General features: G+C 67.6%; 21 protein-coding genes and 1 tRNA gene. 11 read left to right on the forward strand and 11 right to left on the reverse strand.

The annotated features are described in order from the left end of the window. Positions 1–5: 5 nt before the first annotated feature. From C8261_RS01365 to C8261_RS01385, 5 genes are all read right to left on the reverse strand, one after another. A complete protein-coding gene (locus C8261_RS01365; RefSeq protein ID WP_107491854.1) occupies positions 6–3,056 on the reverse strand; it encodes an EAL domain-containing protein in 3,051 nt (1,016 codons plus the stop codon). Beyond that, positions 3,053–4,165 carry a substrate-binding domain-containing protein gene (locus tag C8261_RS01370; RefSeq protein WP_107491855.1) on the reverse strand — a complete coding sequence of 371 codons (1,113 nt, stop codon included), beginning with the start codon at positions 4,163–4,165 and terminating at the stop codon, positions 3,053–3,055. Before C8261_RS01370 ends, C8261_RS01365 begins: the two co-directional genes overlap by 4 nt. Further along, positions 4,162–4,719: a class I SAM-dependent methyltransferase gene (locus C8261_RS01375; protein ID WP_107491856.1), complete on the reverse strand. Its 558-nt coding sequence runs from the start codon at positions 4,717–4,719 to the stop codon at positions 4,162–4,164. Before C8261_RS01375 ends, C8261_RS01370 begins: the two co-directional genes overlap by 4 nt. Next, positions 4,712–6,172 (reverse strand): NAD-dependent succinate-semialdehyde dehydrogenase, encoded by a 1,461-nt coding sequence (locus C8261_RS01380; protein WP_107491857.1) that lies wholly within the window; start codon positions 6,170–6,172, stop codon positions 4,712–4,714. Before C8261_RS01380 ends, C8261_RS01375 begins: the two co-directional genes overlap by 8 nt. A gap of 266 nt (positions 6,173–6,438) precedes the next feature. After that, entirely contained in the window at positions 6,439–8,055 is a 1,617-nt protein-coding gene (locus tag C8261_RS01385; protein ID WP_107491858.1) for a methyl-accepting chemotaxis protein, read from the reverse strand. 251 nt (positions 8,056–8,306) lie between these two features. Between C8261_RS01385 and C8261_RS01390 the strand changes: the two genes are divergently transcribed. The 10 genes from C8261_RS01390 (at position 8,307) to minE (ending at position 19,577) form a co-directional block, all read left to right on the forward strand. Further along, entirely contained in the window at positions 8,307–9,650 is a 1,344-nt protein-coding gene (locus C8261_RS01390) for a sensor histidine kinase (protein WP_235864793.1), read from the forward strand. A gap of 190 nt (positions 9,651–9,840) precedes the next feature. Beyond that, on the forward strand, positions 9,841–12,528 hold the full coding sequence (locus C8261_RS01395; protein WP_107491860.1) for a bifunctional acetate--CoA ligase family protein/GNAT family N-acetyltransferase: 2,688 nt from the start codon (positions 9,841–9,843) through the stop codon (positions 12,526–12,528). A gap of 85 nt (positions 12,529–12,613) precedes the next feature. Further along, positions 12,614–13,462: a D-hexose-6-phosphate mutarotase gene (locus C8261_RS01400; protein WP_107491861.1), complete on the forward strand. Its 849-nt coding sequence runs from the start codon at positions 12,614–12,616 to the stop codon at positions 13,460–13,462. 96 nt (positions 13,463–13,558) lie between these two features. Next, on the forward strand, positions 13,559–15,886 hold the full coding sequence (locus C8261_RS01405; protein WP_107491862.1) for a Tex family protein: 2,328 nt from the start codon (positions 13,559–13,561) through the stop codon (positions 15,884–15,886). A gap of 19 nt (positions 15,887–15,905) precedes the next feature. After that, on the forward strand, positions 15,906–16,274 hold the full coding sequence (locus C8261_RS01410; protein ID WP_107491863.1) for an ArsC family reductase: 369 nt from the start codon (positions 15,906–15,908) through the stop codon (positions 16,272–16,274). Then, positions 16,271–17,128: an Hsp33 family molecular chaperone HslO gene (gene hslO / locus C8261_RS01415; RefSeq protein WP_107491864.1), complete on the forward strand. Its 858-nt coding sequence runs from the start codon at positions 16,271–16,273 to the stop codon at positions 17,126–17,128. Before C8261_RS01410 ends, hslO begins: the two co-directional genes overlap by 4 nt. An 18-nt stretch (positions 17,129–17,146) precedes the next feature. Next, complete coding sequence (locus C8261_RS01420) at positions 17,147–17,551, forward strand: DUF4870 family protein (protein ID WP_107491865.1); 405 nt, start codon at positions 17,147–17,149, stop codon at positions 17,549–17,551. A 159-nt stretch (positions 17,552–17,710) separates the two neighbouring features. Next, the gene (gene minC / locus C8261_RS01425) at positions 17,711–18,484 is read left to right on the forward strand and encodes a septum site-determining protein MinC (RefSeq protein WP_107491866.1); all 774 of its coding nucleotides are present in this window, start codon (positions 17,711–17,713) and stop codon (positions 18,482–18,484) included. A gap of 18 nt (positions 18,485–18,502) precedes the next feature. After that, complete coding sequence (minD, locus tag C8261_RS01430) at positions 18,503–19,315, forward strand: septum site-determining protein MinD (protein WP_107491867.1); 813 nt, start codon at positions 18,503–18,505, stop codon at positions 19,313–19,315. A gap of 1 nt (position 19,316) precedes the next feature. Beyond that, entirely contained in the window at positions 19,317–19,577 is a 261-nt protein-coding gene (gene minE / locus C8261_RS01435) for a cell division topological specificity factor MinE (RefSeq protein WP_107491868.1), read from the forward strand. Positions 19,578–19,634: 57 nt separating this feature from the next. On the opposite strand, the gene C8261_RS01440 is transcribed toward minE, so the two are convergent. The 3 genes from C8261_RS01440 to C8261_RS01450 form a co-directional block, all read right to left on the reverse strand. Further along, entirely contained in the window at positions 19,635–19,955 is a 321-nt protein-coding gene (locus C8261_RS01440) for an addiction module antidote protein (RefSeq protein WP_107491869.1), read from the reverse strand. 3 nt (positions 19,956–19,958) lie between these two features. Next, positions 19,959–20,105 (reverse strand): type II toxin-antitoxin system RelE/ParE family toxin, encoded by a 147-nt coding sequence (locus C8261_RS17540; protein ID WP_235864794.1) that lies wholly within the window; start codon positions 20,103–20,105, stop codon positions 19,959–19,961. Between the two features lie 374 nt (positions 20,106–20,479). Beyond that, positions 20,480–20,564 (reverse strand) — tRNA-Leu (locus tag C8261_RS01450). A gap of 257 nt (positions 20,565–20,821) precedes the next feature. Here C8261_RS01450 and C8261_RS01455 point away from each other — a divergent pair. Beyond that, on the forward strand, positions 20,822–21,442 hold the full coding sequence (locus C8261_RS01455) for a hypothetical protein (RefSeq protein WP_107491870.1): 621 nt from the start codon (positions 20,822–20,824) through the stop codon (positions 21,440–21,442). A gap of 289 nt (positions 21,443–21,731) precedes the next feature. On the opposite strand, the gene C8261_RS17260 is transcribed toward C8261_RS01455, so the two are convergent. The 3 genes from C8261_RS17260 to rfbA form a co-directional block, all read right to left on the reverse strand. Next, positions 21,732–21,932 carry a hypothetical protein gene (locus C8261_RS17260; RefSeq protein ID WP_181358797.1) on the reverse strand — a complete coding sequence of 67 codons (201 nt, stop codon included), beginning with the start codon at positions 21,930–21,932 and terminating at the stop codon, positions 21,732–21,734. Between the two features lie 164 nt (positions 21,933–22,096). Further along, positions 22,097–22,642, reverse strand: coding sequence for a dTDP-4-dehydrorhamnose 3,5-epimerase (gene rfbC / locus C8261_RS01465; protein WP_107491871.1), 546 nt, complete (start codon positions 22,640–22,642; stop codon positions 22,097–22,099). Beyond that, positions 22,642–23,526, reverse strand: a complete 885-nt coding sequence (rfbA, locus tag C8261_RS01470) for a glucose-1-phosphate thymidylyltransferase RfbA (protein ID WP_107491872.1) — start codon at positions 23,524–23,526, stop codon at positions 22,642–22,644. The genes rfbC and rfbA overlap by 1 nt, the downstream gene beginning before the upstream one ends. Between the last annotated feature and the right edge of the window lie 176 nt (positions 23,527–23,702).

Below are 23,702 nucleotides of genomic sequence, written 5' to 3' on the forward strand. Positions count from 1 at the left end.
CCCGCTCAGTCGCTGCCGAGCAGCGCCTCAAGCGCCTCCGGCGGCATCGGGCGACCGTGCAGGTAGCCCTGCATGCGCACGCATCCGGCCGCTTCCAGGAAGGCCTGCTGCGCGGAGGTCTCGACCCCCTCGGCGAGCACTTCGAGACCGAGGCTGGCGGCCATGGCGATGATCGCGCGCACGATCACGGCATCGTTCTGATCATCGGGAAGGTCGCGCACGAAACTGCGGTCGATCTTGATCTGATCGACCGGCAGGCGCTTCAGGTAGGTCAGCGACGAATAGCCGGTGCCGAAATCGTCCATCGACAGCCCGACGCCGAGCGCCTTCAGCGCCTGCATGCGGGCGATCGAATCGTCAACGTTCTCCAGCACCACGGTCTCGGTAAGTTCGAGCTTGATCCTTCCCGGATCCACACCCGACTGCGCCAGTGCCGCCGCCACCGAAGGCACGAAGGTGGCGGCGCGGAACTGTCTGGCGCTCACATTCACCGCCACCACCGGCGCCTGCGCGCCGCCCAGCACCTGCCAGCGCTGCGCCCAGATGCAGGCCACCTCCAGCACGCGCTCGCCGATCGGCACGATCAGCCCGCTTTCCTCGGCCACCGGAATGAACTCCGCCGGCCCCACCAGACCGCGCTGCGGATGCTCCCAGCGCACCAGCGCCTCGGCGCCGATCAGCCGCCCACCCTGCACCTGAGGCTGGAAGTAGACCCGCAACTGGTCGTCGCGCAGCGCCGCGCGCAGTTCGGACTCCACATCCGCGCGGGTGCTGAGGCTGGCCTGCATCTGCGGATCGAAGGTGCACACCGCATTGCGCCCGCCCGCCTTGGCCGCATACATGGCCACCTCGGCGCGTTTGAGCAGCTCCTCGGCGACGGCCTCGCCGGCCTCGAAAACGCACACCCCGATGCTCGGACTGCCGTGGTATTCGCGCCCGCCGAGCGGATAGGGCACACCCAGCGCGCTGCGGATCTCTTCGGCAATGCGTTCGGCACTCGCTGCAGCCGTCTGCGCATTGTCGCCGAGGCCGTGAGCGAGAACGACGAACTCGTCACCGCCGAGACGGGCCACGGTGTCGCCTTCGCGGGCATGCACGCGCAGGCGTGCAGCGACCTCGACGAGCAGGCGGTCGCCGACGTGATGACCCTGGGTGTCGTTGAGCAGCTTGAAGTAGTCGAGATCGATCAACAGCAACGCGGCATGGCCGACCACCCGTTGATCGCCTTCGCAGAGCAGGGTCAGGCGCTCGCCGAGCAGGCGGCGGTTGGGCAGCCCGGTGAGGGCGTCGTAATAGGCCAGGCTGTGGATGCGCGCCTCGGCCAGATGACGCTCGGTGATGTCGCGCCCGACCCCGACCAGCCCCACCAGGCGGCCGTCGGGGTCGCGCATCGGCGCCTTCAGGGTCTCGATCAGGCGGCGCTGGCCGTCGGCATCGACAAACCAGTCTTCCTTCCGCCGCCATTGCCCGTCGCGCAACACCTCATCGTCGTTGCTGCAGTGCGCATGCGCCGTTGCCGCATCGAAGACGGCCGCGGCGCGCTGTCCGACCACTTCCTCGCGAGTGCGCCCGACAAAGCGGCAGAACTCGGGATTGCAGCCCATGTAGACGCCGCTGGTGTCCTTGAAGAAGACCAGATCGGGGAGCGAATCAAGCAGGCTGGCAAGCAGCGCACTCTGGCGCCTGAGCGCCTCCTCGGCGCGCACGCGGTCGCTGATGTCGAGCGCGGCGGCAAGAATCTGGCGCTGCGCGCCCAGTTCCACCGGGGTGACGCTGAACAGCACGGTGACGACACCGCCGCCGGCGCTCGGATGGGTGGCCTCGAAACAGCAGCTGTGACCATCCGCGGCCGCCTCCAGGGCCGCCAGCAGACGCTGGCGCTGAGGCGCGTTGTCCCGCCACCAGGGGCCGTCGGCAAGCGGCTTGCCGAGCACCTCGGCAGCACGCGCCCCGGCCACCTCCAAAGCGGCGCGATTGACCTCCAGCAGGGTACCGTCGCGGGCGAGCAGGCCGGTGAGCAGGAAACCCTGCTCGAAGGCTGCGCGAAAGCGCCGCTCGCTGGTGGTGATCGAGCCGACCAGTTGATTGAAGGAGGCAACCAGACTGCCGATCTCGTCCTCGGCGTGTCCGCGCGGCACCGCCAGCCCCTGCTCGGGCGCTGCGGTGATCGCCCGGGCCTCGCGGGCGAGTGCATTCAAGGGCACCGTGACCTGGCGGGCGAGCAGGGTGAACAGGCCCAGCAGGACCGCCGCCACCGCCACCGCGAAGAGGGCGATGCGTCCGCTGAAGGTCCACGTCGCCTGCGCCCCGGCGGGCAAGGCCATCACCACCTGCAGGGCGCCATGAGTGCCCGGCAGCGCTGCCGGACGCCGCGCCACACGCAGCCCTGCAGAGCCGTTGCCCTCCAGCGCCGCCGCCGCATCCGGTGGCACCGCGGCAATCAAACGGTCGTTGAAGAGCAGACCGGCCGCTTCGAGACCGGCTGCAGTGCGGATGCGGTTGAGCAGCGGCAGATTGCCGTCGAGCTGCATGCCGCCGCGCAGGTGGCCCACCACCCGCCCGCTGGCCGGGTCGGCAATCGGCAGCGAATGCACCAGCACGATATGCTGCCCATCATCGAGCAAGTCCCATTCACGCGCCAGCGCGCCCCCGCCGAGACGCTCCATTCCCGGCGCCGGCTGCAGCGCCAGCCCGGCGGCAATCCACGTCGGCGCATCCTCGCGCGCAACCACCAGGAGGTCGAAGAGGCCGCGCTTGTCGAGCCCGCGCAGGCGACGTAGCTGTGCGGTGGCACCATCGCGGTCACCGCCGAGAATGGCGTCGACCAGGGTGGTACTGAGCAGCATCTCGCCCAGGGTGCGCTCGACGGTGGCGAAATCCTGCTGCAGCACCAGCGCCGCCACCGCTGCCGCACTGTCGAAGCTGCGCGCGCTCTCGCGCTCGACCTGCGTACGCGCGCCATCGATGGCCAGCACCAGGGCGAACACGCCGAGCGCCAGTACCGCTGCACCGAGCGCCACGCCGAGACGCGTGGTGAGGTTGCGCGCCACCCTCATCGCAAGGCCTCCGGCACGCCCGAATAGCGGAAGGCACGCGCGACCAGGGCATCCACGACGTCCTCGGCGCTGTCGCGTGCGACCACCGCGAGGCGGCCGGAATACACCGTCGGCACCTCGGCGGCGCGCCCCTGGGCATCGAGCGCAATGGCCTCGGCCATGGCCACGCCGTTGTCGTCGTTGATACGCATCACGGTGAAATCGATGCGCCCCTCGCGCAAGGCCTGCAGCTCGCTGCTGCCGCCGCCCCAGCCGTTGATCAGCGGTCGCCCCTCGCCGTGCGTGGCCGCGGCCTCCGCGGCGCCCAGGGCAATGTCGGTGGCGGCGGCGTAGATCAGCCGCAAGCCGGGGTGACGCTGCAGCGCATCGGCAGCCGCGGCACGCGCACGCGCCATGTTCAGACCGGTGAGGTAGACCCCGCGCAGATGCAGCGCTTCGCCATCGACGGCGGCGATGAAGGTCTCGCCGCGCATCTTGCCGAGCAGCTCGCGGTCGGGCATCAGCACCACGTAGTCTCCCGACACGCCCTGAGAACGCAGATGGGCAGCCAGCATGCGGCTGCCCTCGGCGTGATCGAAACCGACGTAGAGCAAGGGCTGCATGCCCGCCCAGGCACGCAGCGGGGTAGTAAGGTTCTGCAGGATCACCCGCGGTCGACCGCGCATCAGCACACGTTCGACGAGGGCACGCTGGGTGGGCGAGGCCACGGTATAGATGAGGTAATCGGGGTCGCCGTCGAGCGCGCGGCGCAGCTGTGCGAGCTGCACATCGACGTCGGCAGCATCCGGGCCACTGAAATGGGTATCGAGCGCATACGGGACGCCGAGCTCGTTCAGGCGCGCACCCAGCACGCTGACACTGCGCCGCCAGTAATCGGAGACCTGCATGCCCGGGTAGATGACCGCGATGCGCAGCGGCGCCACCGCCTGTACTGGCGCCGCCGCCTCACCGTCGACACGCGCGGCAAAGCGCGCCGCCACCGCCTGCTGGCCGGGATGGGCGCGCAGATAGGCGTCGAGCGTCCACAACTCGCCGCCGCCGTCAGCCCGCGCGGTGAGCACCAAGGCGCCCACCAGCAGCGCCGCAAGCCCGCGCCACAGCCTGCTCATGCCGCGGGCAGGCCGCAAGGCGGCGCTTCACCGGCGAGCGCACACAGGCGCTGCAGCGCAGCGGCGCGCGGGGTGGTGACGATGCCCTGTTCGAAGGCCACCACCGTGCAGCGTCCGCGCACGCGCTCGAGCAACTCCTGCGGTTGCAGCAGGAAAGCGGCGCTGGAGGGCTTGCCGAAGCGCTCGTTGCCGACCATGAAGGTCTCGTAGATCAGCACCCCTGCGGGCAACAGGCAATCCAGCAAGGCGGAGAAATGCGCGCGGTGCAGGTAATTGGTGACCACGATGCCATCATAGCGCTCGCCGGCCAGCGCCCACGACGGCGTTTCCAGATCGAGCTGGCGCGCACGCACGCCGCTCACCGCGGACAACGCGGCGATAGCGGCGGCGTCGCGGTCAACCGCCTCGACCTGCCAGCCCTGCGCCGCCAGCCAGCGCGCATGCCGTCCGCCGCCACAGGCGAGATCGAGCACCCGCCCGTGCGCCGGCAGCAGCGCCGCAAAGCGGGTCACCCACGGCGAAGGGGCGGGATCGCCGGGCACGCTCTCAGACATCGATGCCGGCCAGATGCAGGGCCTTGATCTCAAGGTATTCGTCGATGCCGTGGCGCGAACCCTCGCGCCCCAGGCCCGACTGCTTGACGCCGCCGAAGGGCGACACCTCGTTCGACAGGATGCCGGTATTGATGCCCACCATGCCGTATTCCAGTCCCTCGGCGACGCGGAAGATGCGCCCAACGTCGCGGGCGTAGAAATAGGCTGCGAGGCCGAACTCGGTGTCGTTGGCCATCTGCAGCGCCTCCTCCTCGCTGTCGAAGCGGAACAGCGGCGCCACCGGACCGAAGATCTCCTCGCGCGCCACCCGCATCGCCGGCGTCACGCCGGTCAGCACCGTGGGCCGGTAGAAGCTGCCGCCAAGTTCATGACGGGCGCCGCCGGCGAGCGCCTGCGCACCCTTGCCGAGCGCGTCGGCGACCAGTTCCTCGACCTTGGCAAGCGCCGCATGGTCGATCAGCGGGCCGATGCTCACCCCGTCCTCGGTGCCGCGTCCGACCTTGAAACGCTCCAGCGCCCCGGCCAGGCGCTCCGCAAAGCGGTCGTGGATGCCGGACTGCACCAGGATGCGGTTGGCGCACACGCAGGTCTGTCCGGCGTTGCGATACTTGGAGGCCAGCGCCCCGTCCACTGCGGCGTCGAGGTCGGCATCGTCGAAAACGATGAAGGGAGCATTGCCGCCGAGTTCCAGCGACAGCTTCTTGAGCGTGGGCGCGCACTGCGCCATCAGCAGCCGTCCCACCTCGGTGGAGCCCGTGAAGGACAGCTTGCGCACCGCCGCGCTGGCAGTCAGCTCGGCACCGATGGCCACCGCGTCGCCGGTGAGCACGTTCAGCACCCCGGCGGGAATGCCCGCCTCCTCCGCCAGCACCGCCAGCGCCAGCGCGGTGAATGGCGTCTGCTCGGCAGGCTTGACCACCGCCGTGCAGCCGGCGGCCAGCGCCGGGGCGACCTTGCGGGTGATCATCGCGGCGGGGAAGTTCCACGGCGTGATCATCGCGCACACCCCCACCGGCTGGCGGATGGCCAGCAGACGGCGATCCGCGGCAGTGGTCGGGATCACCTCGCCATCGACGCGGCGCGCCTCCTCGGCGAACCACTCGACGAAGGACGCCGCGTAGAGCACCTCGCCACGCGCCTCGGCGAGCGGCTTGCCCTGCTCGGTGGTCATCAGCAGCGCGAGCTCGTCGGCGTGGGCAAGAATCAGCTCGTACCAGCGCCTCAGTACTTGCCCGCGCTCGCGCGCGGTGCGCCGGCGCCATTGCGGCCATGCCGCATCAGCCGCGGCAATCGCCCGCCGGGCCTCGCCCCCACCCATCATCGGCACACTGCCGATGATGCGCCCGCTGGCCGGGTCATCGACCTCAAGTACGGCCCCATTGTCGGCGGCACACCAGTGGCCGCCGATCAGCGCCTGTTGACGGAAAAGACGGGAAGCGGTGATGTCGGTCATGGTGCTCGCCTTGCTCGGGTGTACGCAGGAGGGCAATTGTAGCCCCAAGCTGGGGCGTACTTTCACCCCCGCCCCCGCCGCACACGCTATTAACCCGGCAATCAAATACCGTTCGGCCTGTCGAAGCCCAGTCGACACGAACGCCTTTCGACAGGGCGAACGGGTAGCGCATTTCGTTGCCGGGTTACCGGCCACCCGCTCATGGCCAACGGCGGTGGCGGTCAGCAAGGCTCGCCCTGCCACGCCGGCGGCGCGGCAGGCGCCGCTCAGAGCTTGAACGCCCCCTTCAGGTTCTGCTCGGCCCTGCCTGCAAGGGCCGCCAGCGCATCCGCAGCGCGCTCCGACACGCCGGCCTGATGGGCGTTGCTTTCCGCAGTGCGGGCAACCTGCTCGACCTCTTCGGCGAGCAGTTGCGCGGCCTGCGCCTGTTCCGTAACGCCATGGCGCATCGACGCCACGGCCTCGCGGGCGGCATCGATCTGCGCAGCGATCTGGGCCATCGACTGGCGCAGTTCAACGGCATGTTCTTCACCGTCACGGGCACGGGTGCGGGCCTGCTGCATGTGCGTCGTGGTCGCCTCGGACTGCCCGCGCACCTGGGCGATGACGCCATGGATCTGGCCAGTGGACTGTGCGGTACGCTCGGCAAGCTTCCTGACCTCGTCGGCAACCACGGCAAAGCCGCGCCCCTGCTCACCGGCGCGCGCCGCCTCGATGGCAGCGTTGAGCGCAAGCAGGTTGGTCTGATCGGCGATTTCCTTGATCACCTCGGCAATGCCGGCGATCTCGTTGGTCTTGGCAACCAGTTCTTCCAGGGAGACCGCAGCCTCCTCGGTGAGCTGGGCGATGGACTCGATCTCCTGCGCCGTGGCCGCCACCCGCTGCCCGTCGAGCTGGGCCTGGGCCTGGGCCGCGCTGGCCTGGGCATCGACCTCCTGTGCCTGATCGCGCAACTGGTCGATGCTGGTGGACAACTGCTCCACCGCCGCCGCCATGCGCTCCGCACGCTCGGCATTCTCACTTGCCAGGGCGAGCGACTTGTGGCTGTCCGCAGCCTGCCCTTCGGCACCGCCACGCACTTCCGCAAAGGCGCCAAACTGCTCGGCAATGACGGCACGGAGGTTCTCCTGCAGCCCTCCCAGCGCAGCAATCATGCGGCCGAGTTCGTCGCTGCCGACGGCTGGCACCGCGACCGACAGATCGCGCTCTTCGGCAATCCGGTGCACCACACCGCTGGCCATTTGCAGGCGCACGCGCATCATGCGGTCGATGCCGAGCGCAAGCCCCACTCCCAGCGCCAGCGCCAGCGCCGCCAGCGCCATCACCCAGCGATCGCCACGCTGCGCCTCGGCGAGAATGGCCGCCATCTCGGCGCGGTTGTTCTGGTAACGTTGCTCGACCATCGGTTCGAGCTCGGCGCGGATGCCACGCCATGCCGGCGTGACCTCGCGCTCGAGGACCTGCAGAGCCTGGTCCTCTTCTCCTGCCTCGGCCAGACGGATCATGCGCTCGGCCGCCGGCACCACCTCACGGGTCCATTTCTCACCCCAGCCACGAACCTTCGCCGCCACCTCGGGCCGGCGCGCCAGCGCGGCGACCTGCTCGGCCACTTCCGCGAAACCGTTCAGTGACGAGGCGGCATTTCTGAGCGCCTGAGGATCATTTGCGCGCAAGACCACGAAACGCAAGCCGGCCTGAGCCTGAACGCCAAGAAAGCGCAGCTCGCGCATGCCCACCTCGTTGGGCAGGATGACCTCGTTGATCGTACTCAGCTGGTTGCCAAGTCGCGCCTTCAGGCTCAGCGCAACGGCGAGCGCGGCACCCGCAACCACGATGATCGCTGCAATGCCCAGTGCCACCCGGGCTCTGATACCGAGACTCATCTCTTACCTCCTGGATATATGAGTTAATTCCATGCTCATGAGCATCTTACGACAGCACCGCAGTCATCCTTGAGTAATAATCGGCAAAATCCCGCCATTGCCCCGCTCAATCTTCGGCACCGCTATCACAAAGGCCAGAGAAGGGCGCAGTCCCCATGGCGGGCAGTGCGTCAGGCTCGATTCCATGCCGCTTATGTGATATAGATGCGGACGACCCGATTCAGGAGATGCCGTCTTACGGCGCCAAGCTCGTGAAGCCGTCCCCTTCCCTGCTGCCGGCAGTGCTGGCTGCCCTTGCTGCGGCGCCGGCACAGGCGACCCAGCCCACTGCGCAAGGCGCACCGTGGCTGGCCGCCGCCATCGTCTTTGCCGCGCTCGCCCTTGCCGTTCCGCTGTCGCTGTACATCTGGCGGGACCTGCAGGAACGCCGACTCCGCCACCTCGCCAGCGATGCCGGGCGGCAGGCCACCGAGCGCGCCCTGCTGCGCACCCAGAGGCGCTACCAGTCGGTGCTGGAATCGGTCAACGAAGTGATCTTCCGCACCGATGGCGATGGCCGCCTGAGTTTTCTCAACGGCGCCTGGCAGACCATCACCGGCTATCCGCTGGCCGACAGCCTCGGCCACGAACTGACCGACTTCCTCCACCCCGACGACCACATCCTCGCCCGCACCCGCCTGCAGGCCGTCACTCACGGCACCCAGGCGGAATGCCAGTGCGAGCTGCGCCTGCTGACCCGCAGCGGCGAGGTGCGCTGGGTAGAGGCCGTCGGCCGCCGCGTCGCCGACGATCTCGACGAGCAGCCCGGCCTTGCCGGCACGCTGGATGACATCTCGGCACGCAAGGTGGCGGAACTGACCCTGCGCAACATCAACCAGGAACTGGAAGCGCGGGTGCGCCTGCGCACCGCCGAGCTGGAGGCCTCCAACCGCGAGCTGGAGGCCTTTTCCTACTCGGTGTCGCACGACCTGCGCGCACCGTTGCGCGCCATCGACGGCTTCGCGCAGATCCTCCAGGAAGAGCTCGATGAGCGCCTCGACGACGATGCCCGCAACCACCTCGGACGCATCCGCGCCGCCACCCAGCGCATGTCGCAGCTCATCGACGACCTCATCGAACTGGCCCGCCTGACCCGTCACCCGCTCAAGCGCGAGACCGTGGACCTCTCCGCCATGGCCCGCCAGATCATCGACGAACTGCGCGCGGAGGAGCCTCAGCGCACGGTGGAGGTCGACATCGCCCCGCGCCTCACCGTCAACGCCGACCGCAACCTGATGCATGTCGTCCTCGACAACCTGCTGCGCAACGCCTGGAAGTTCACCGCCCGCCGCGAGCACGCCCACATCCAGGTGCAGGCCGAACGCGAAGGCGAACAGCGGGTGTTCTGCGTCAGCGATGACGGCGCCGGCTTCGACATGGCCTTCGCCGGCAACCTCTTCCGCCCCTTCCACCGCCTCCACCCCGGCAACGAGTTCCCCGGCACCGGCATCGGCCTGGCCACCGTGCAACGCATCGTGCAGCGCCACGGCGGCCTGATCTGGGCCCATGGGCGGCCCGGCGAGGGGGCACGCTTCTACTTCACCCTGGGGCAATGAAGGGCGTGCGGCGCATCACGGACAGACGCAGGATGATCACCTTCACGGTAGTTGATCTGTGTCACAATCTCCATGGTGCACCGCACTATAATGCCGCACGCGGCGCCCCCCACCCGGGCAGCGCCGCCCCCGATTTCCGGCCACCGCCGCCACCGTACCGCACGAAAACAGCGTAACAGGTCCCCCTGCCATGAAAGAAAAGCACTATCTCAGCCCGCTCTTCGAGCCCCGTTCGGTCGGCGTCATCGGTGCCAGCGAACGCGAGTCCTCGCTGGGCAACGTGCTGATCCGCAACATGCTGGAATCGGCCTTCAAGGGCCGCCTGTTCGCGATCAACCCGAAGCACGAGTCGGTGCTCGGCGTACCCTGTTACAAGTCGGTCGAGGAGGTCCCCCACCGTCTCGACCTGGCCGTCATCGCCGTGCGTGCGGAGAAGGTACCCGCCATCATCGACAGCTGCGGACGCGCCGGGGTCAAGGCGGTGATCGTGCTCTCCGCGGGTTTCTCGGAAACCGGCCCACGCGGCGCCAAACTGGAGCGCCAGGTGGTGGAGGCCGCGCGCCGCCACCGCATCCGCCTGCTCGGCCCCAACTGCCTGGGCATCATGCGCCCGGAACTGGGGCTCAACGCCACCTTCGCCCATGCCACCGCCAACAAGGGCAGCATCGGCCTGATTTCGCAGTCCGGCGCACTGTGCGCCGCCATTCTCGACTGGGCCAAGCCCAACAACGTCGGCTTCTCCGCGGTGGTGTCGCTGGGCTCCTCGTCCGACATCGACTTCGGCGAGGTCCTTGAATACATGATCTCGGACCCGCGCACCGAGAGCATCTTCCTCTACGTCGAAGGCATCCGCGACGCCCGCCGCTTCATGAGCGCGCTGCGCGGCGCCGCACGCGTCAAGCCGGTGCTGCTGATCAAGGTCGGCCGCCACCCCAACGCCTCGCGCGCCATCCTCCAGCACACCGGCGCACAGTCCGGCGAAGACGCGGTGTTCGACGCCGCGCTGCGCCGCGCCGGGGTGATCCGCCTGTACAACATGGGCCAGCTCTTCGCTGCCGCCAACGCGCTGTTCTCGCACTTCCGCCCGCGCGGCAACCGCCTCGCCATCATCACCAACGGCGGCGGCCCGGGCGTCATGGCCGCCGACCGCTGCGCCGACCTCGACATCCCCATCACCGAGTTCTCCGAAGGCACCATGGAGAAGCTCAACGCCGCGCTGCCCGCCGGCTGGTCGCGCGGCAACCCGGTCGACATCCTTGGCGACGCCGACGTCGAGCGCTACCGCAAGACGGTGCAGGCCGTACTCGAAGGGCCCAAGGTCGACGGCGTGCTGGTGATGCTCACCCCGCAGGCAATGACCGAGCCCACCGCGGTTGCCGAGGCCATCATCGACCTGGAAAAGAACGCCGACAAGCCGGTGGTGACCTGCTGGATGGGCGAGGAACTGGTGCGCGAGGCGCGCGAGAAGTTCATCGCCGCCGGCATCCCGACCTTCCGCACGCCGGAGCCCGCCGTCGAGCTGTTCAGCCACATTTCGGCCTATTACCGCAACCAGAAGCTGCTGATGCAGACCCCGGGTTCGCTGTCGCAGCTCAACCCGCCGTCCATCGAGAGCGCCCGCCTGGTCATCGAGACCGCGCTCGCCGAGCGCCGCAAGGCCCTCAACGAGATGGAATCGAAGGCCCTGCTGGCAGCCTTCCGCATCCCCATTGCACAGACCGTGGTGGCCCGTTCGGCCACCGAGGCCATGGTGCTGGCCGAAGAGATCGGCCTGCCGGTGGTGATGAAGATCGACTCGCCGAGCATCATCCACAAGAGCGATTCGGGCGGCGTGCGCCTCAACCTCGGCAGCCTGGCGGCGGTACGCACCGCCTACCAGGAAATCCTCGACGAAGTGCGCAAGAACAAGCCCGACGCGATGATCAACGGGGTCGCCATCGAGCCGATGATCCTCAAGCGCAACGGCCGCGAACTGGTGGTCGGGGTCAAGCGCGACCCGGTGTTCGGCCCGGTGATCACCTTCGGCGAAGGCGGCAACCGCGTCGAGGCCAACCGCGACCTCGCCGTCGCCCTGCCGCCGCTCAACAACTACCTGGTGCAGGACCTGATCCGCTCCAGCCGCGTCGCGCCGCTGCTCGACGAGTTCCGCAACATGCCGGCGATCGACATGGCCGCCCTGGAGCTGGTGCTGCTGCGCGTCTCCGAGATGGTCTGCGAGCTGCCGTGGATCCACCACCTCGAAATCAATCCGCTGATCGTCGATGAGAACGGCGCTGTGGCCGTCGATGCCCGCATCGTCGTCGACAACATCGCCCCGGCGGCGGATCGCTACGACCACATGGCGATCCATCCCTACCCCTCGCACCTGATCAGCAAGTGGACGGTTCCCGACGGCACCGCCGTCACCATCCGCCCGATCAAGCCCGAGGACGCCGACCTCGAAGTCGAGTTCGTGCGCAAGCTGTCGCCGGAGACCAAGTACTTCCGCTTCATGAACACCATGCGCGAACTGCCGCCGGCAATGGTCGCCCGCCTCACCCAGATCGACTACGACCGCGAGATGGCCTTCCTCGCCACCGTCGAGGAAGACGGCAAGGAAATGGAGATCGGCGTCTGCCGCTATGCTGTGAACCCGGACGGCGAATCGTGCGAATTCGCCGTCGTCGTCGCCGACGAATGGCAGCACCGCGGACTCGCCCGCCGGCTGATGGGCATCCTCATCGAAACCGCGCGCAACAAGGGGCTGGCGTACATGAACGGGGTCTTCCTGTCCAACAACGAACGCATGCTGAAGTTCGTCCAGGGCCTGGGCTTCGTGCTCTCCAACGACCCCGAGGACAACTCCGTCAAGCTCGGCGTGCTCTCGCTGCAGGACTGAAGCCCCGCCCGGCCGTGCGCACCGGCACGGCCGGGCGGAGTATCATAGGGCCACCGCCAAGCCCACCCCACGCCCACGAAACACCATGCCCGGCAACATCCAGACCATCGAGCTGCGGGGCCTGCCCGCCCTGCGCCTGAGTACTGCCAGCGGCGCCAATGCCGCCCTCAGCCTGTACGGCGGCCAGGTCCTGTCCTGGCAACCACGCCCTGGCGACGAGCGCATCTACCTCAGCGAAGCCGTGCAGGTCGATGGCCGCAGCGCGCTGCGCGGCGGCGTGCCGGTGTGCTTCCCGCAGTTCGGTGAACAGGGCGCGCTGCCCCGCCACGGCTTTGCGCGTACGGCAATGTGGTCGGTGATCGAACAACGCACCGGCGACGATTTCGCCCTCGCCACCCTGCAGCTCGTCGATTCGCCGGAAACCCGCAGCCTGTGGCCGCACCCCTTCACCCTCGAACTCACCGTGGCGCTCGAGGGCGAACGCCTCGACCTTGAGCTCGAAGTGATCAACAGCGGCCACGCCCCGATCGCCTTCAACGCCGCCCTGCACACCTACCTGCGCGTCGCCGAGGTCGAGGAGTGCCGGCTCGAAGGGCTCTACGGCTTCAATTACCAGGACGCCCTGAAAGGCGGCGAGGTGCGCCGCGAATCCGGCGATGCGCTCATCATCGACGACGCCGTCGACCGCATCTACCATGACGTCACCCGCCCCCTGCTGCTGCGCGAGAGCGCCCGTGCGCTGGGCATCAACCACGACGGCTTCCCCGACGTGGTGGTCTGGAATCCGTGGGAAGACGGCAACGCCCGCATCGCCGACATGAAGGCCGGAGACTTCCGCCGCATGCTGTGTGTCGAAGGCGCCGCCGCCCATCGCCGCATCGAACTGGGCGCCGGCGAATCCTGGTTCGGACGGCAGACCCTGGTCACCCTCTGAGCCCCCTGCCCTTGCCTGCGCGGCGCCCTTTGTAGCACCATCGCCGCCCTTTCCGCCTTCCCCAACCACCCGCCCGTCCGCGGCGGGCCGCAACCCATGCTGCCACCCATCGAACACCGCATCGCCACCGAACTCGGCGTCCAGCCCCGCCAGGTCTTCGCCGCCGTCGCCCTGCTCGACGAAGGCGCCACCGTGCCCTTCGTCGCGCGCTACCGCAAGGAAGCCACCGGCGGCCTCGACGACACCCAGCTGCGCAACCTGGAAGAACGCCTGGGCTACCTGCGCGAGCTGGAGGAGCGCCGCGCGACGGTGATCGCCTCCATCGACGAACAGGGCAAGCTCACCGACGCGCTGCGCGCCGAGGTCGAGAACGCCGACACCAAGCAGCGCCTGGAAGACCTCTACCTGCCCTACAAGCCCAAGCGCCGCACCAAGGCACAGATCGCCCGCGAGGCCGGCATCGCCCCGCTGGCCGAGGCCCTGCTGGCCGACCCGACACTGAACCCGGAAGCCGAAGCCGCCGCCTACCTCAACGGGGAAGCCGGCTTCGCCGACGCCAAGAGCGTGCTCGACGGCGCCCGCCAGATCCTCATCGAGCAGTTCGCCGAGGATGCCGAACTGCTCGGCACCCTGCGCAGCCTGCTGCATGACGACGGCGAGGTCGTGTCTTCGGTGGTCGAAGGCAAGGAGAACGAAGGGGCGAAGTTCCGCGACTGGTTCGACTTCCGCGAACCCATCGCCAGGATCCCCTCCCACCGCGCGCTGGCCCTGCTGCGCGGGCGTAACGAAGGCGTGCTGCGCCTCGCCCTTGCCCTGCCGCATGACCCGGAGACCGGCCCGCACCCCTGCGAGCGGCGCATCGCCGCGCGCTTCCAGATCCGCGACCAGGGCCGCGCGGCCGACCGCTGGCTGGCCGACACGGTACGCTGGGCGTGGAACGTGAAGATCTCGCTGCACCTGGAACTGGAACTGATGAACCAGTTGCGCGAGCGCGCCGAGGAAGAGGCCATCCACGTCTTCGCGCGCAACCTCAAGGACCTCTTGCTCGCCGCCCCGGCCGGCGCGCGCCCCACCATGGGCCTCGACCCCGGCATCCGCACCGGCGTGAAGGTTGCGGTGGTGGATACCACCGGCAAGCTGCTCGATACCGCCACCGTGTACCCGTTCGAGCCGCGCCGCGACATCGAAGGCTCGCTCGCCACCCTGGCCGCGCTGGCCAAGCGCCACGGCGTGGAGCTGGTCGCCATCGGCAACGGCACCGCCTCGCGCGAAACCGACGCGCTCACCGCCGAACTGATCCGCCGCCACCCCGAACTGCGCCTCACCAAGGTCATGGTGTCGGAAGCCGGCGCCTCGGTGTATTCGGCCTCCGAACTGGCCGCGCGCGAATTCCCCGACGTGGACGTCTCGCTGCGCGGCGCGGTGTCCATCGCCCGCCGCCTGCAGGACCCGCTCGCCGAACTGGTGAAGATCGACCCCAAGTCCATCGGCGTGGGCCAGTACCAGCATGATGTGAACCAGTCGCGCCTGGCCAAGGGGCTGGAGGCGGTGGTAGAGGACTGCGTGAATGCCGTCGGGGTAGACGTCAACACCGCCTCCGCCCCCCTGCTGGCACGCATCTCGGGCCTGAACAGCACGCTCGCCGCCAACATCGTCGAATTCCGCGACAGTCACGGCCCATTCAAGAGCCGCGAGGCGCTCAAGGCGGTACCGCGCCTCGGCCCCAAGACCTTCGAACAGGCTGCCGGCTTCCTGCGCATCCCCGCCGGCGACAACCCGCTCGATGCCTCCGCGGTGCACCCCGAAGCCTATCCGGTCGTCGAACGCATCCTGGCCCGCGTGCAGAAGAGCGTGCGCGAACTGATGGGCAACGCCAGCTTCCTGAAGAGCCTGAAGCCCACCGAATTCACCGACGAGCGCTTCGGCCTGCCCACCGTGCAGGACATCCTCGCCGAGCTGGAAAAGCCCGGCCGCGACCCGCGTCCCGAGTTCCGCACCGCCACCTTCCGCGAAGGCGTGGAAACGCTGAAGGATCTGGTGCCCGGCATGATGCTCGAAGGCGTGGTCACCAACGTCACCAACTTCGGCGCCTTCGTCGATATCGGCGTACACCAGGACGGCCTGGTGCATGTCTCCGCGCTCGCCGACCGCTTTGTCAAGGATCCACACAGCATCGTCAAGGCCGGCCAGGTGGTGAAGGTCAAGGTGCTGGAAGTGGACCTGCCGCGCCAGCGCATCGCGCTCACCATGCGCATGGGTGACGAGGCCACGCCGAAGCCGCGCGAAGCCCGCCACGAGCGCCCGCAGGAGCGCCGTCCGCCGCAGCGCGACGGGCGCAGCGCCCAGCACGGCAGCAGCCGCGAACGCGCGCCCGCCGCCGACAACGCCCTGGCCGCAGCCTTCGCGCGCGCCAGACAGAAATGAGCCTGCAGGAGCACTACAGATGAAACCGGTGATCTACGGCATCAGGAACTGCGACACCATGAAGAAGGCCTTTGCCTGGCTCGACGAGCGCGGCATCGCCTACGATTTCCACGACTACAAGAAGGCCGGCATCAGCACCGCCAAGCTCCACGCCTGGAGCAAGGTGCTGGGCTGGCGCACGCTGCTCAACACGCGCGGCACCACCTGGCGCAAGCTCAGCGCCGAGCAGCAGACCATAGAAACCCAGAGCGCGGCGGTGCAACTGATGGCCGAACACACCAGCCTGATCAAGCGCCCGCTGGTGGAAACCGCCTCCGGGCACCTCCTGGTGGGCTTCGACCCGGCCATCTTTTCCAGCTTCATCAAGCCCGAGGACAGCGCCCGATGAGCACGCCGAAGAGCTTCGTGCAGCGCTTCCTGCTCGAACACCTCGACATCCGCGGTGCCGTGGTGCGCCTCGAAGACGTCTGGCAGGCCGTGCACAACGGCCGCGACTACCCCCCGGCGGTGGCCGAACTGCTTGGCCAGATGTGCGCGGTGGCCGCGCTGATCACCGCCAACCTCAAGCAGGCCGGGCGGCTGACCTTCCAGATCCAGGGCCACGGCCCGGTCGGCCTGCTGGTGGTGGACTGCAATGCCGATCTCAACCTGCGCGCCTACGCGCGCATCGACGGCGCCGTCGAGGGCAAGGGCGTGCAGGCCCTGATCGGCGACGGCCGCCTGCAGCTGAGTCTCGACATCGAAGGGCTCGACCAACCCTACCGCAGCGTGGTGCCGCTCGAAGGCGAGACCATCGCCGCCACCTTCGAGCACTACCTCGCGCAGTCCGAACAGCAGCCCGCCGGCCTCTGGCTGGCCGCCGACGACACCGCGGCGACGGCCCTCTTCGTGCAGAAGCTCCCTGGCGCCGACGAACGCGACGCCGACGGCTGGAACCGCATCCACCAGCTCGCCGCCACCGTGCGCAGCGACGAACTGCTCGGCCTGGCCGCCGATGAACTGCTGCGCCGCCTCTTCGTCGAAGAGGATGTGCGCCTCTTCGCCCCGCGCGCAGTGATCCACCACTGGCCACCGGATCGCGACAAGGTCGCCGGCATGCTGCTCGGGCTGGGCGAATCCCAGGTGCGCGAGATCCTCGCCGAGCACGGTGAAGTCCTCATCCATGACGATCTCGGCAACCACAGCTACCGCTTCGACGCCGACGACGTCGACGCCCTCTTCCGCCCCCCCACGCTGCACTGAACACAGGAGAGCCGCAGGATGAACAGTGCCCTCACACCCACCCCCGGCATGGTCCGTCTCACCCACCTGATCTACGGCCTGCACGCCTTCGCAGTGGTCTCGGCGCTGCTCGGCTCGGCGACCATCATCCTCAGCTTCATCGCCAGCCTGCCCTCCATCGTCGCCGTCGTGCTCAACTACTGGAACCGCGGCGCGGTGCGCGGCACCTGGCTGGAGTCGCACTTCCGCTGGCAGATCCGCACCTTCTGGTGGACTCTTGGCTGGGTGCTGATCGCCACCCTGCTGGTGATCACCATCATCGGCATTCCCTTCGCCCTGCTCGCCGTACTGGTGGTCTCCGCCTGGGTGGTGTATCGCGTCGCACGCGGCTGGTGGCGGCTTGCCGACGAGCTGCCGATGCCGCTACCCACGGACGGCCAGTGAGCACACGGGCCAGCGCGCACCCTCACCCCCGGACTGCCGAAGAACGCAAGACATGGCGTATGCGCCTGCCACTGCATCGGCATGCATATGGCGATCCGCGCCTTGCCCGAAACCCCTGCGCTCAGTAGACTTGACGGATTTTCCAGGCACGCCTCGCCGATGACCAACGCCTCCTCCACCGCCCGCGCCATCGAGTTTCGCAATGCCACGCTCGGCGCCACCATCGCCGTGCTGCACGAGACCGAACCCGCCGGCCTGGCCGACGCCCTGCACAAGATGCTCGGCGGCATGCCGGACTTCTTCAGCGGTGAAGCCGCAGTGCTCGACTTCGGCGCCCTGCCCGCGGCCCCGGCACGCATCGACTGGACCGGCCTCCTCAGCCTGCTGCGGCGCTACCAGTTGCAACCGGTAGGGGTGCGCAACCTGCCCGCCGAACATCTTGACGGCGCCCGCCGCGCCGGTCTCGCCGTGCTCGACAGCGCCGAGCTGCGTGACCGCCCGGCCACCGCCGCCCCGGCCCCGGCCCCGCAGCCCCGCGTCGCTCCCCCGCCGCCCGCACCCCCAGCGCCGCCGCAGATCAACGCCGGCACCATGTTCGTCGACCGTCCACTGCGCTCCGGCCAGCAGATCTATGCCCGCGGCGGCGACCTCGTGGTCCTCGCCGGGGTCAGCCATGGCGCCGAAGTCATCGCCGATGGCAGCATCCACTGCTACGGCCCGCTGCGCGGGCGCGCCGTCGCCGGCGCCCAGGGCAATGCCGCCGCACGCATCGTGGCAAGCAATTTCGGCCCCGAGCTGGTCTCCATCGCCGGTGTCTACCGCACCTTCGAGAAAGGCATCCCGGAATCGATCGCCGGCCGCGCCGCCCTCGTCCGCCTCGACAGCGGCGGCACCGAACAGAAACTCGACCTCCAGCCACTGCAGCTGGATTAATTCATTCAAGGGGATACCGTGAGAGTCATCGTCGTTACTTCCGGCAAGGGCGGTGTGGGCAAGACCACCACCAGCGCAGCCTTCTCCTCCGGCCTCGCCCTGCGCGGCTACAAGACCGCGGTGATCGACTTCGACGTCGGCCTGCGCAACCTCGACCTCATCATGGGCTGCGAGCGCCGCGTGGTGTACGACCTCGTCAACGTCATCAACGGTGAAGCCAAGCTCAACCAGGCGCTGATCAAGGACAAGCACTGCGAGAACCTCTTCGTGCTGCCGGCCTCGCAGACCCGTGACAAGGACGCCCTCACCGAAGAAGGCGTCGAAGCGGTGCTCAAGGAGCTCGAACACATGGGCTTCGAATACGTCGTCTGCGACTCCCCCGCCGGCATCGAGCGCGGCGCCGTGATGGCGCTCACCTTCGCCGACGAGGCCATCGTCACCACCAACCCGGAAGTCTCCTCGGTGCGCGACTCCGACCGCATCCTCGGCATCCTGCAGTCCAAGAGCCGCCGTGCCGTCGATGGGCGCGAAGCAGTCAAGGAACACCTGCTGGTCACCCGCTACTCGCCCAAGCGCGTCGAAGACGGCGAGATGCTCTCCTTCAAGGACGTACAGGAACTGCTGCGCGTGCCGCTGATCGGCGTCATCCCGGAATCCGAATCGGTACTGCACGCCTCCAACCAGGGCATGCCGGCCATCCACATCAAGGGCTCGGACGTCGCCGAAGCCTACACCGACGTGGTCGCCCGCTTCCTCGGCGAAGAGCGCGAGATGCGCTTCGTCAACTACGAGAAGCCCGGCATCATCAAGCGTCTGTTCGGAGGCAAGTAAGATGTCCCTTCTCGCCCGCCTCTTCGGCGAAAAGAAGAAGACTGCGGAGATCGCCAAGAACCGCCTCTCGCTGCTCATCGCCCACGAGCGCAGCGGCGCTGCCGCCGGCCCCGACTTCCTCCCCGCACTCCAGCAGGAACTCATCCAGGTGATCTCCAAGTACGTCGCCGTCAACCCCGACGACATCAAGGTGCAACTGGAGAAGCAGGACAACTACGAGGTTCTGGAAGTCAACATCGTCCTGCCCGAAAGCAACCGCTGACCACGGGCCTCTGCCGGGGCATGGGCGCCGCTGCAGGAGTCAGCGCCCGCCGTGGAACTATGCATGCGCACTTTCGCCATGCACGGGCACGGCGATCAGCTTCACACCCAGCGCCGCACACACCCGGCTGACAGTCTCGAAACGCGGCTGGCTGGTGGGGCGCAGTGCCTTGTACAACGCTTCGCGCGTAATTCCCGAAGTCTTGGCGATCTCGGTCATGCCACGGGCGCGCGCAACCGTACCCAGCGCATCCGCAAGTGCCGCCGGATCGTTCTCTTCGAGCACGATGGTCAGGTAATCCGCAATGGCCCGTTCATCCGCCAGATGCTCGGCCATATCGAATTCAGGCAGTTCGGACATCTTGACTTTCTTGCTCATGACTCAAGCCTCCAGCTTCGTGGCCAATTTGATGGCCTTGGCGATATCGGTGGCCTGTGTGGACTTGTCCCCGCCGCCGAGCATCACGATCAACACCTCGCCGCGCTGCACGTAGTACATGCGCCAGCCTGGCCCGAAAAACTCACGCATCTCCCACCCCCTCGCCAATCTGCTTCACGTCCCCCAGATTGCCCCGCTGAACCTTCTCGAGCCGCCGCGCCAAGCGCAACCGAGTCATCCCGTCCTTGAGGCCAGACAACCAGGCGACGAACTCTGGGAGTTGTCGAATCGTGTACATGACTGAGATTGTAGTCGTTCGATTACACCAGTCAAGGCCGCGCATGACGCGCGGCGCCTTTTTGATCCAGGCTCAAACGATCGGCAAGGCGCCGAACCGGACAGGCGCGAAGTGTGCGATCGACGCAAATCCCGGCAAAGGCCTGCATGCTTAAGGCTGTGACAGATCGACAGCCGCACGATCAAAGATGATGCTTGCAGCAGACAGAGGTAGCGCCTCGCGTCGCTGGTGCCCGGGACGGGACTCGAACCCGTAAGCCTGTCGGCGGTGGATTTTAAGTCCACTATGGTTACCAATTTCATCACCCGGGCAGCGGGGGCGATTGTACCGTTCCCTCCACTGCATGCGTAGATCGTGCGTAACATTCGACCACATGCCAGCGCCTACCCACGCAACATGAAACAACCAGGAACAACGCAAGATCATGATGCGCGTGGCCTTGCCTTGTCACATGTCGCGGCGCCAGGCAATGACATTTGGCTTACAATCCCTCGACGTAAGCCCCGTGCAGGTTCGAGCCCCTTGCCAACACCATCCACCCGGCCGCTCCACGGCCGGCTAATGAGAGATGACAACAGGTCTGCCCAATCCCCCCGAAGTCACCCGCACGCCTCACGGCGACGTCACCTGGCGCTTTCACTACCTCTCCGACGAGCAGGTACTGCGCGCAAAGCGTGGGCGCAACATTCTCAAGATCATCTACGTCAGCGGAATGGCGCTGTTCTGCTTCGTGCCGGGGGACATCGACATCAACGAAGGCATGCTGATGTTCATGCTCTCGCTGCTGATGCTGCCATTTGCCTCGATGGTCCGCATTGTCACCACCGACGCCCTGCGCTTCGTCGGCCATGTCGCCAGTTTCAGTCCCGCACATGGCACGCTGACCCTTGAGGACCCACGCCTGGGCCGCCGCGAACGCAGGACCTTGCAGATGGAAGAGGTCAGCGGCATCGAACTGGTCCGCCGTGCCGGAACCCAGTACACCCCGAGCTATTACTACCACCTCGTGCGGATGAACAACGGCAGCGGCATCAAGCTCGCCAACATGGGCCCCGACGGCGACAGCATCGCCCTGGAGATGAACAGACTCGTCCTGGACGCCCACGAAGCCGCGCGCAAACGTAACCGCAAGCAGACCAGAGTGGCCGCGCGGGCTGCCCTTGCGAGGCCGCCGAAAGCACGCCGCTGAGGCGATGCATGCGTCTGCGGGGCACCCACCAAGCAAGGCAGGCGCCCCTGCCGGACCTCGGGCACGGCCACCGAAGCTCAATACACGCTGTCGTGATCGCCGACGTTGATGGGGATGATCCGCTGTTCCTCGATCAGCAGCTCCAGCGTGATCCGGTACGACAGATTGATGGACACCGAATGTACGCCGTGCAGCTTGCCGCAAAGGGCATGCAGGCGTAGCGAGGGGTGAAACGGGTTGGCCTGCAGCAGGGTCAGGGGCCTGCTGCACTGCTGATATCGTTCCCGCTTCAGCGCGGGAAGCCACCCCGCTTTGCTGCATGCGCCACGACCACTACCTCGGGCAACTGCCAGTCCGCCCCCGTCCACTCGGCAACGACCCCCTCGGCGACCAGCGGGCCGTCCACCGCGCGCACCAGCGCAGCAATGCCCAGCATGTGCGCCGCAATCACTGCGGCGCCGATCAACACCTTGCTCACGTTCTGCATCATCCTGCTCCTCTGGCGAACCCGCCAAGCGGGTGTGTCGCCATTGAAGCAAGCGCATGTATGGGCAGTTTGTCAGCCAGAGGGCTTCTTGCTTCCCACTGTTTCCGTGTGCACCAGCGATACTTCGGGATACAAGCCCGCGCTCCGCCGCAGGCGACGGGACGCGCTCAGTCGAACAGTTCGGCGGCAGCCAGCGAGTTGGCCTGACGGTCCTTGGCCGAGAGCAGCGGCTCACCCTCGAAAGGCCAGCGGATGCCGATCTGCGGATCGTTCCAGGCAATTGCGCGCTCGTGCTCGGGTGCGTAGTAGTCAGTGGTCTTGTAGAGGAAATCAGCGCTCTCGCTGAGCACCACGAAACCGTGTGCAAAGCCGGCCGGCACCCACATCTGACGGTTGTTCTCTTCCGACAGTTCGGCGCCTACCCAACGCCCGAAGGTGGGCGAGCTGCGGCGGATGTCCACAGCCACATCGAACACCCTGCCGCGCACCACCCGCACCAGCTTGCCCTGCGGCTGGCGGATCTGGTAGTGCAGGCCGCGCAGCACGCCGCGCGCCGAGCGTGAATGATTGTCCTGCACGAAAGCCACGTCGGCGCCGCTGAGCTCGGCGAAACCGCGGGCATTGAAGCTTTCCATGAAGAAGCCGCGGCTGTCGCCGAACACCTTCGGCTCGAGGATCAGCACTTCGGCGATATCGGTCGCAATCACCTGCATCAGAACACCCGTTCCTCAAGTACGCGCAGCAGGTACTGCCCGTAACCGTTCTTCGCCAGCGGCGCCGCCAGCGCCCGCAGCGCTGCAGCATCGATCCAGCCACTGCGCCAGGCGATCTCCTCCGGGCAGGCGATCTTCAGGCCCTGGCGCTTCTCGATGGTCTGGATGAACAGACCCGCCTCCAGCAGGCTCTCGTGAGTGCCGGTATCCAGCCAGGCATGACCGCGCCCCATCACCTGCACATCCAGCGCACCCCATTCAAGGTACTGCCGGTTGACGTCGGTGATCTCCAGTTCGCCACGCGGGCTCGGTTTGAGCGCGCGCGCCACCTCCACCACCCGCTGGTCGTAGAAGTACAGGCCGGTCACCGCGTAGCGGCTCTTCGGCTGCGCCGGCTTCTCTTCCAGACTCACCGCCCGCCCGCCTTCGTCGAACTCCACCACGCCATAGCGCTCGGGATCATGCACCGGATAGGCGAACACCGTCGCCCCTTCCGCACGCGCCCCGGCGGTACGCAGATCGCGGGCAAAGTCGTGGCCGTAGAAGAGGTTGTCACCCAGCACCAACGCACTTGCCCCCCCGTCGATGAAACGCTCGCCGATCAGGAAGGCCTGCGCCAGCCCGTCGGGGCTGGGCTGCACGGCATACTCCAGGCGCACGCCCCACTGCGCGCCGTCGCCCAGCAACTGCTGGAAACGCGGCGTATCCTGCGGCGTGGAGATGATCAGGATGTCGCGGATACCGGCCAGCATCAGCGTACACAGCGGGTAATAGATCATCGGCTTGTCGTACACCGGCAGGAGCTGCTTGGAAACCGCCAGCGTTGCCGGATGCAGCCGGGTGCCGGACCCCCCGGCGAGGATGATGCCCTTGCGATTGCTCATTGATGCCTGTTCCGAATCATGAACCGTTAAAGATGACTTGGAGAAACACTGCTTAACTCACCACCGTCCGGGCTGAGCCTGCCGCACCGTCCGGGCTGAGCCGGTCGAAGCCCATTCGGAGGCACTGCCGAAAAACGCCCTTCGACTGCCTGCCCTGAGCGCAGCCCAAGGGCTCA

The sequence above is a fragment of the Pseudothauera lacus genome (genome assembly GCF_003034845.1).
In the GTDB taxonomy this organism is placed as follows: domain Bacteria; phylum Pseudomonadota; class Gammaproteobacteria; order Burkholderiales; family Rhodocyclaceae; genus Pseudothauera; species Pseudothauera lacus.

Coding starts and splice junctions, on each gene's coding strand:
- C8261_RS01365 (WP_107491854.1), bottom strand. CDS start 3,056: ATGAGGGTGGCGCGCAACCTCACCACGCGTCTCGGCGTGGCGCTCGGT.
- C8261_RS01370 (WP_107491855.1), bottom strand. CDS start 4,165: ATGAGCAGGCTGTGGCGCGGGCTTGCGGCGCTGCTGGTGGGCGCCTTG.
- C8261_RS01375 (WP_107491856.1), bottom strand. CDS start 4,719: ATGTCTGAGAGCGTGCCCGGCGATCCCGCCCCTTCGCCGTGGGTGACC.
- C8261_RS01380 (WP_107491857.1), bottom strand. CDS start 6,172: ATGACCGACATCACCGCTTCCCGTCTTTTCCGTCAACAGGCGCTGATC.
- C8261_RS01385 (WP_107491858.1), bottom strand. CDS start 8,055: ATGAGTCTCGGTATCAGAGCCCGGGTGGCACTGGGCATTGCAGCGATC.
- C8261_RS01395 (WP_107491860.1), top strand. CDS start 9,841: ATGAAAGAAAAGCACTATCTCAGCCCGCTCTTCGAGCCCCGTTCGGTC.
- C8261_RS01400 (WP_107491861.1), top strand. CDS start 12,614: ATGCCCGGCAACATCCAGACCATCGAGCTGCGGGGCCTGCCCGCCCTG.
- C8261_RS01405 (WP_107491862.1), top strand. CDS start 13,559: ATGCTGCCACCCATCGAACACCGCATCGCCACCGAACTCGGCGTCCAG.
- C8261_RS01410 (WP_107491863.1), top strand. CDS start 15,906: ATGAAACCGGTGATCTACGGCATCAGGAACTGCGACACCATGAAGAAG.
- hslO (WP_107491864.1), top strand. CDS start 16,271: ATGAGCACGCCGAAGAGCTTCGTGCAGCGCTTCCTGCTCGAACACCTC.
- C8261_RS01420 (WP_107491865.1), top strand. CDS start 17,147: ATGAACAGTGCCCTCACACCCACCCCCGGCATGGTCCGTCTCACCCAC.
- minC (WP_107491866.1), top strand. CDS start 17,711: ATGACCAACGCCTCCTCCACCGCCCGCGCCATCGAGTTTCGCAATGCC.
- minE (WP_107491868.1), top strand. CDS start 19,317: ATGTCCCTTCTCGCCCGCCTCTTCGGCGAAAAGAAGAAGACTGCGGAG.
- C8261_RS01440 (WP_107491869.1), bottom strand. CDS start 19,955: ATGAGCAAGAAAGTCAAGATGTCCGAACTGCCTGAATTCGATATGGCC.
- C8261_RS17540 (WP_235864794.1), bottom strand. CDS start 20,105: ATGCGTGAGTTTTTCGGGCCAGGCTGGCGCATGTACTACGTGCAGCGC.
- C8261_RS01455 (WP_107491870.1), top strand. CDS start 20,822: ATGACAACAGGTCTGCCCAATCCCCCCGAAGTCACCCGCACGCCTCAC.
- C8261_RS17260 (WP_181358797.1), bottom strand. CDS start 21,932: ATGATGCAGAACGTGAGCAAGGTGTTGATCGGCGCCGCAGTGATTGCG.
- rfbC (WP_107491871.1), bottom strand. CDS start 22,642: ATGCAGGTGATTGCGACCGATATCGCCGAAGTGCTGATCCTCGAGCCG.
- rfbA (WP_107491872.1), bottom strand. CDS start 23,526: ATGAGCAATCGCAAGGGCATCATCCTCGCCGGGGGGTCCGGCACCCGG.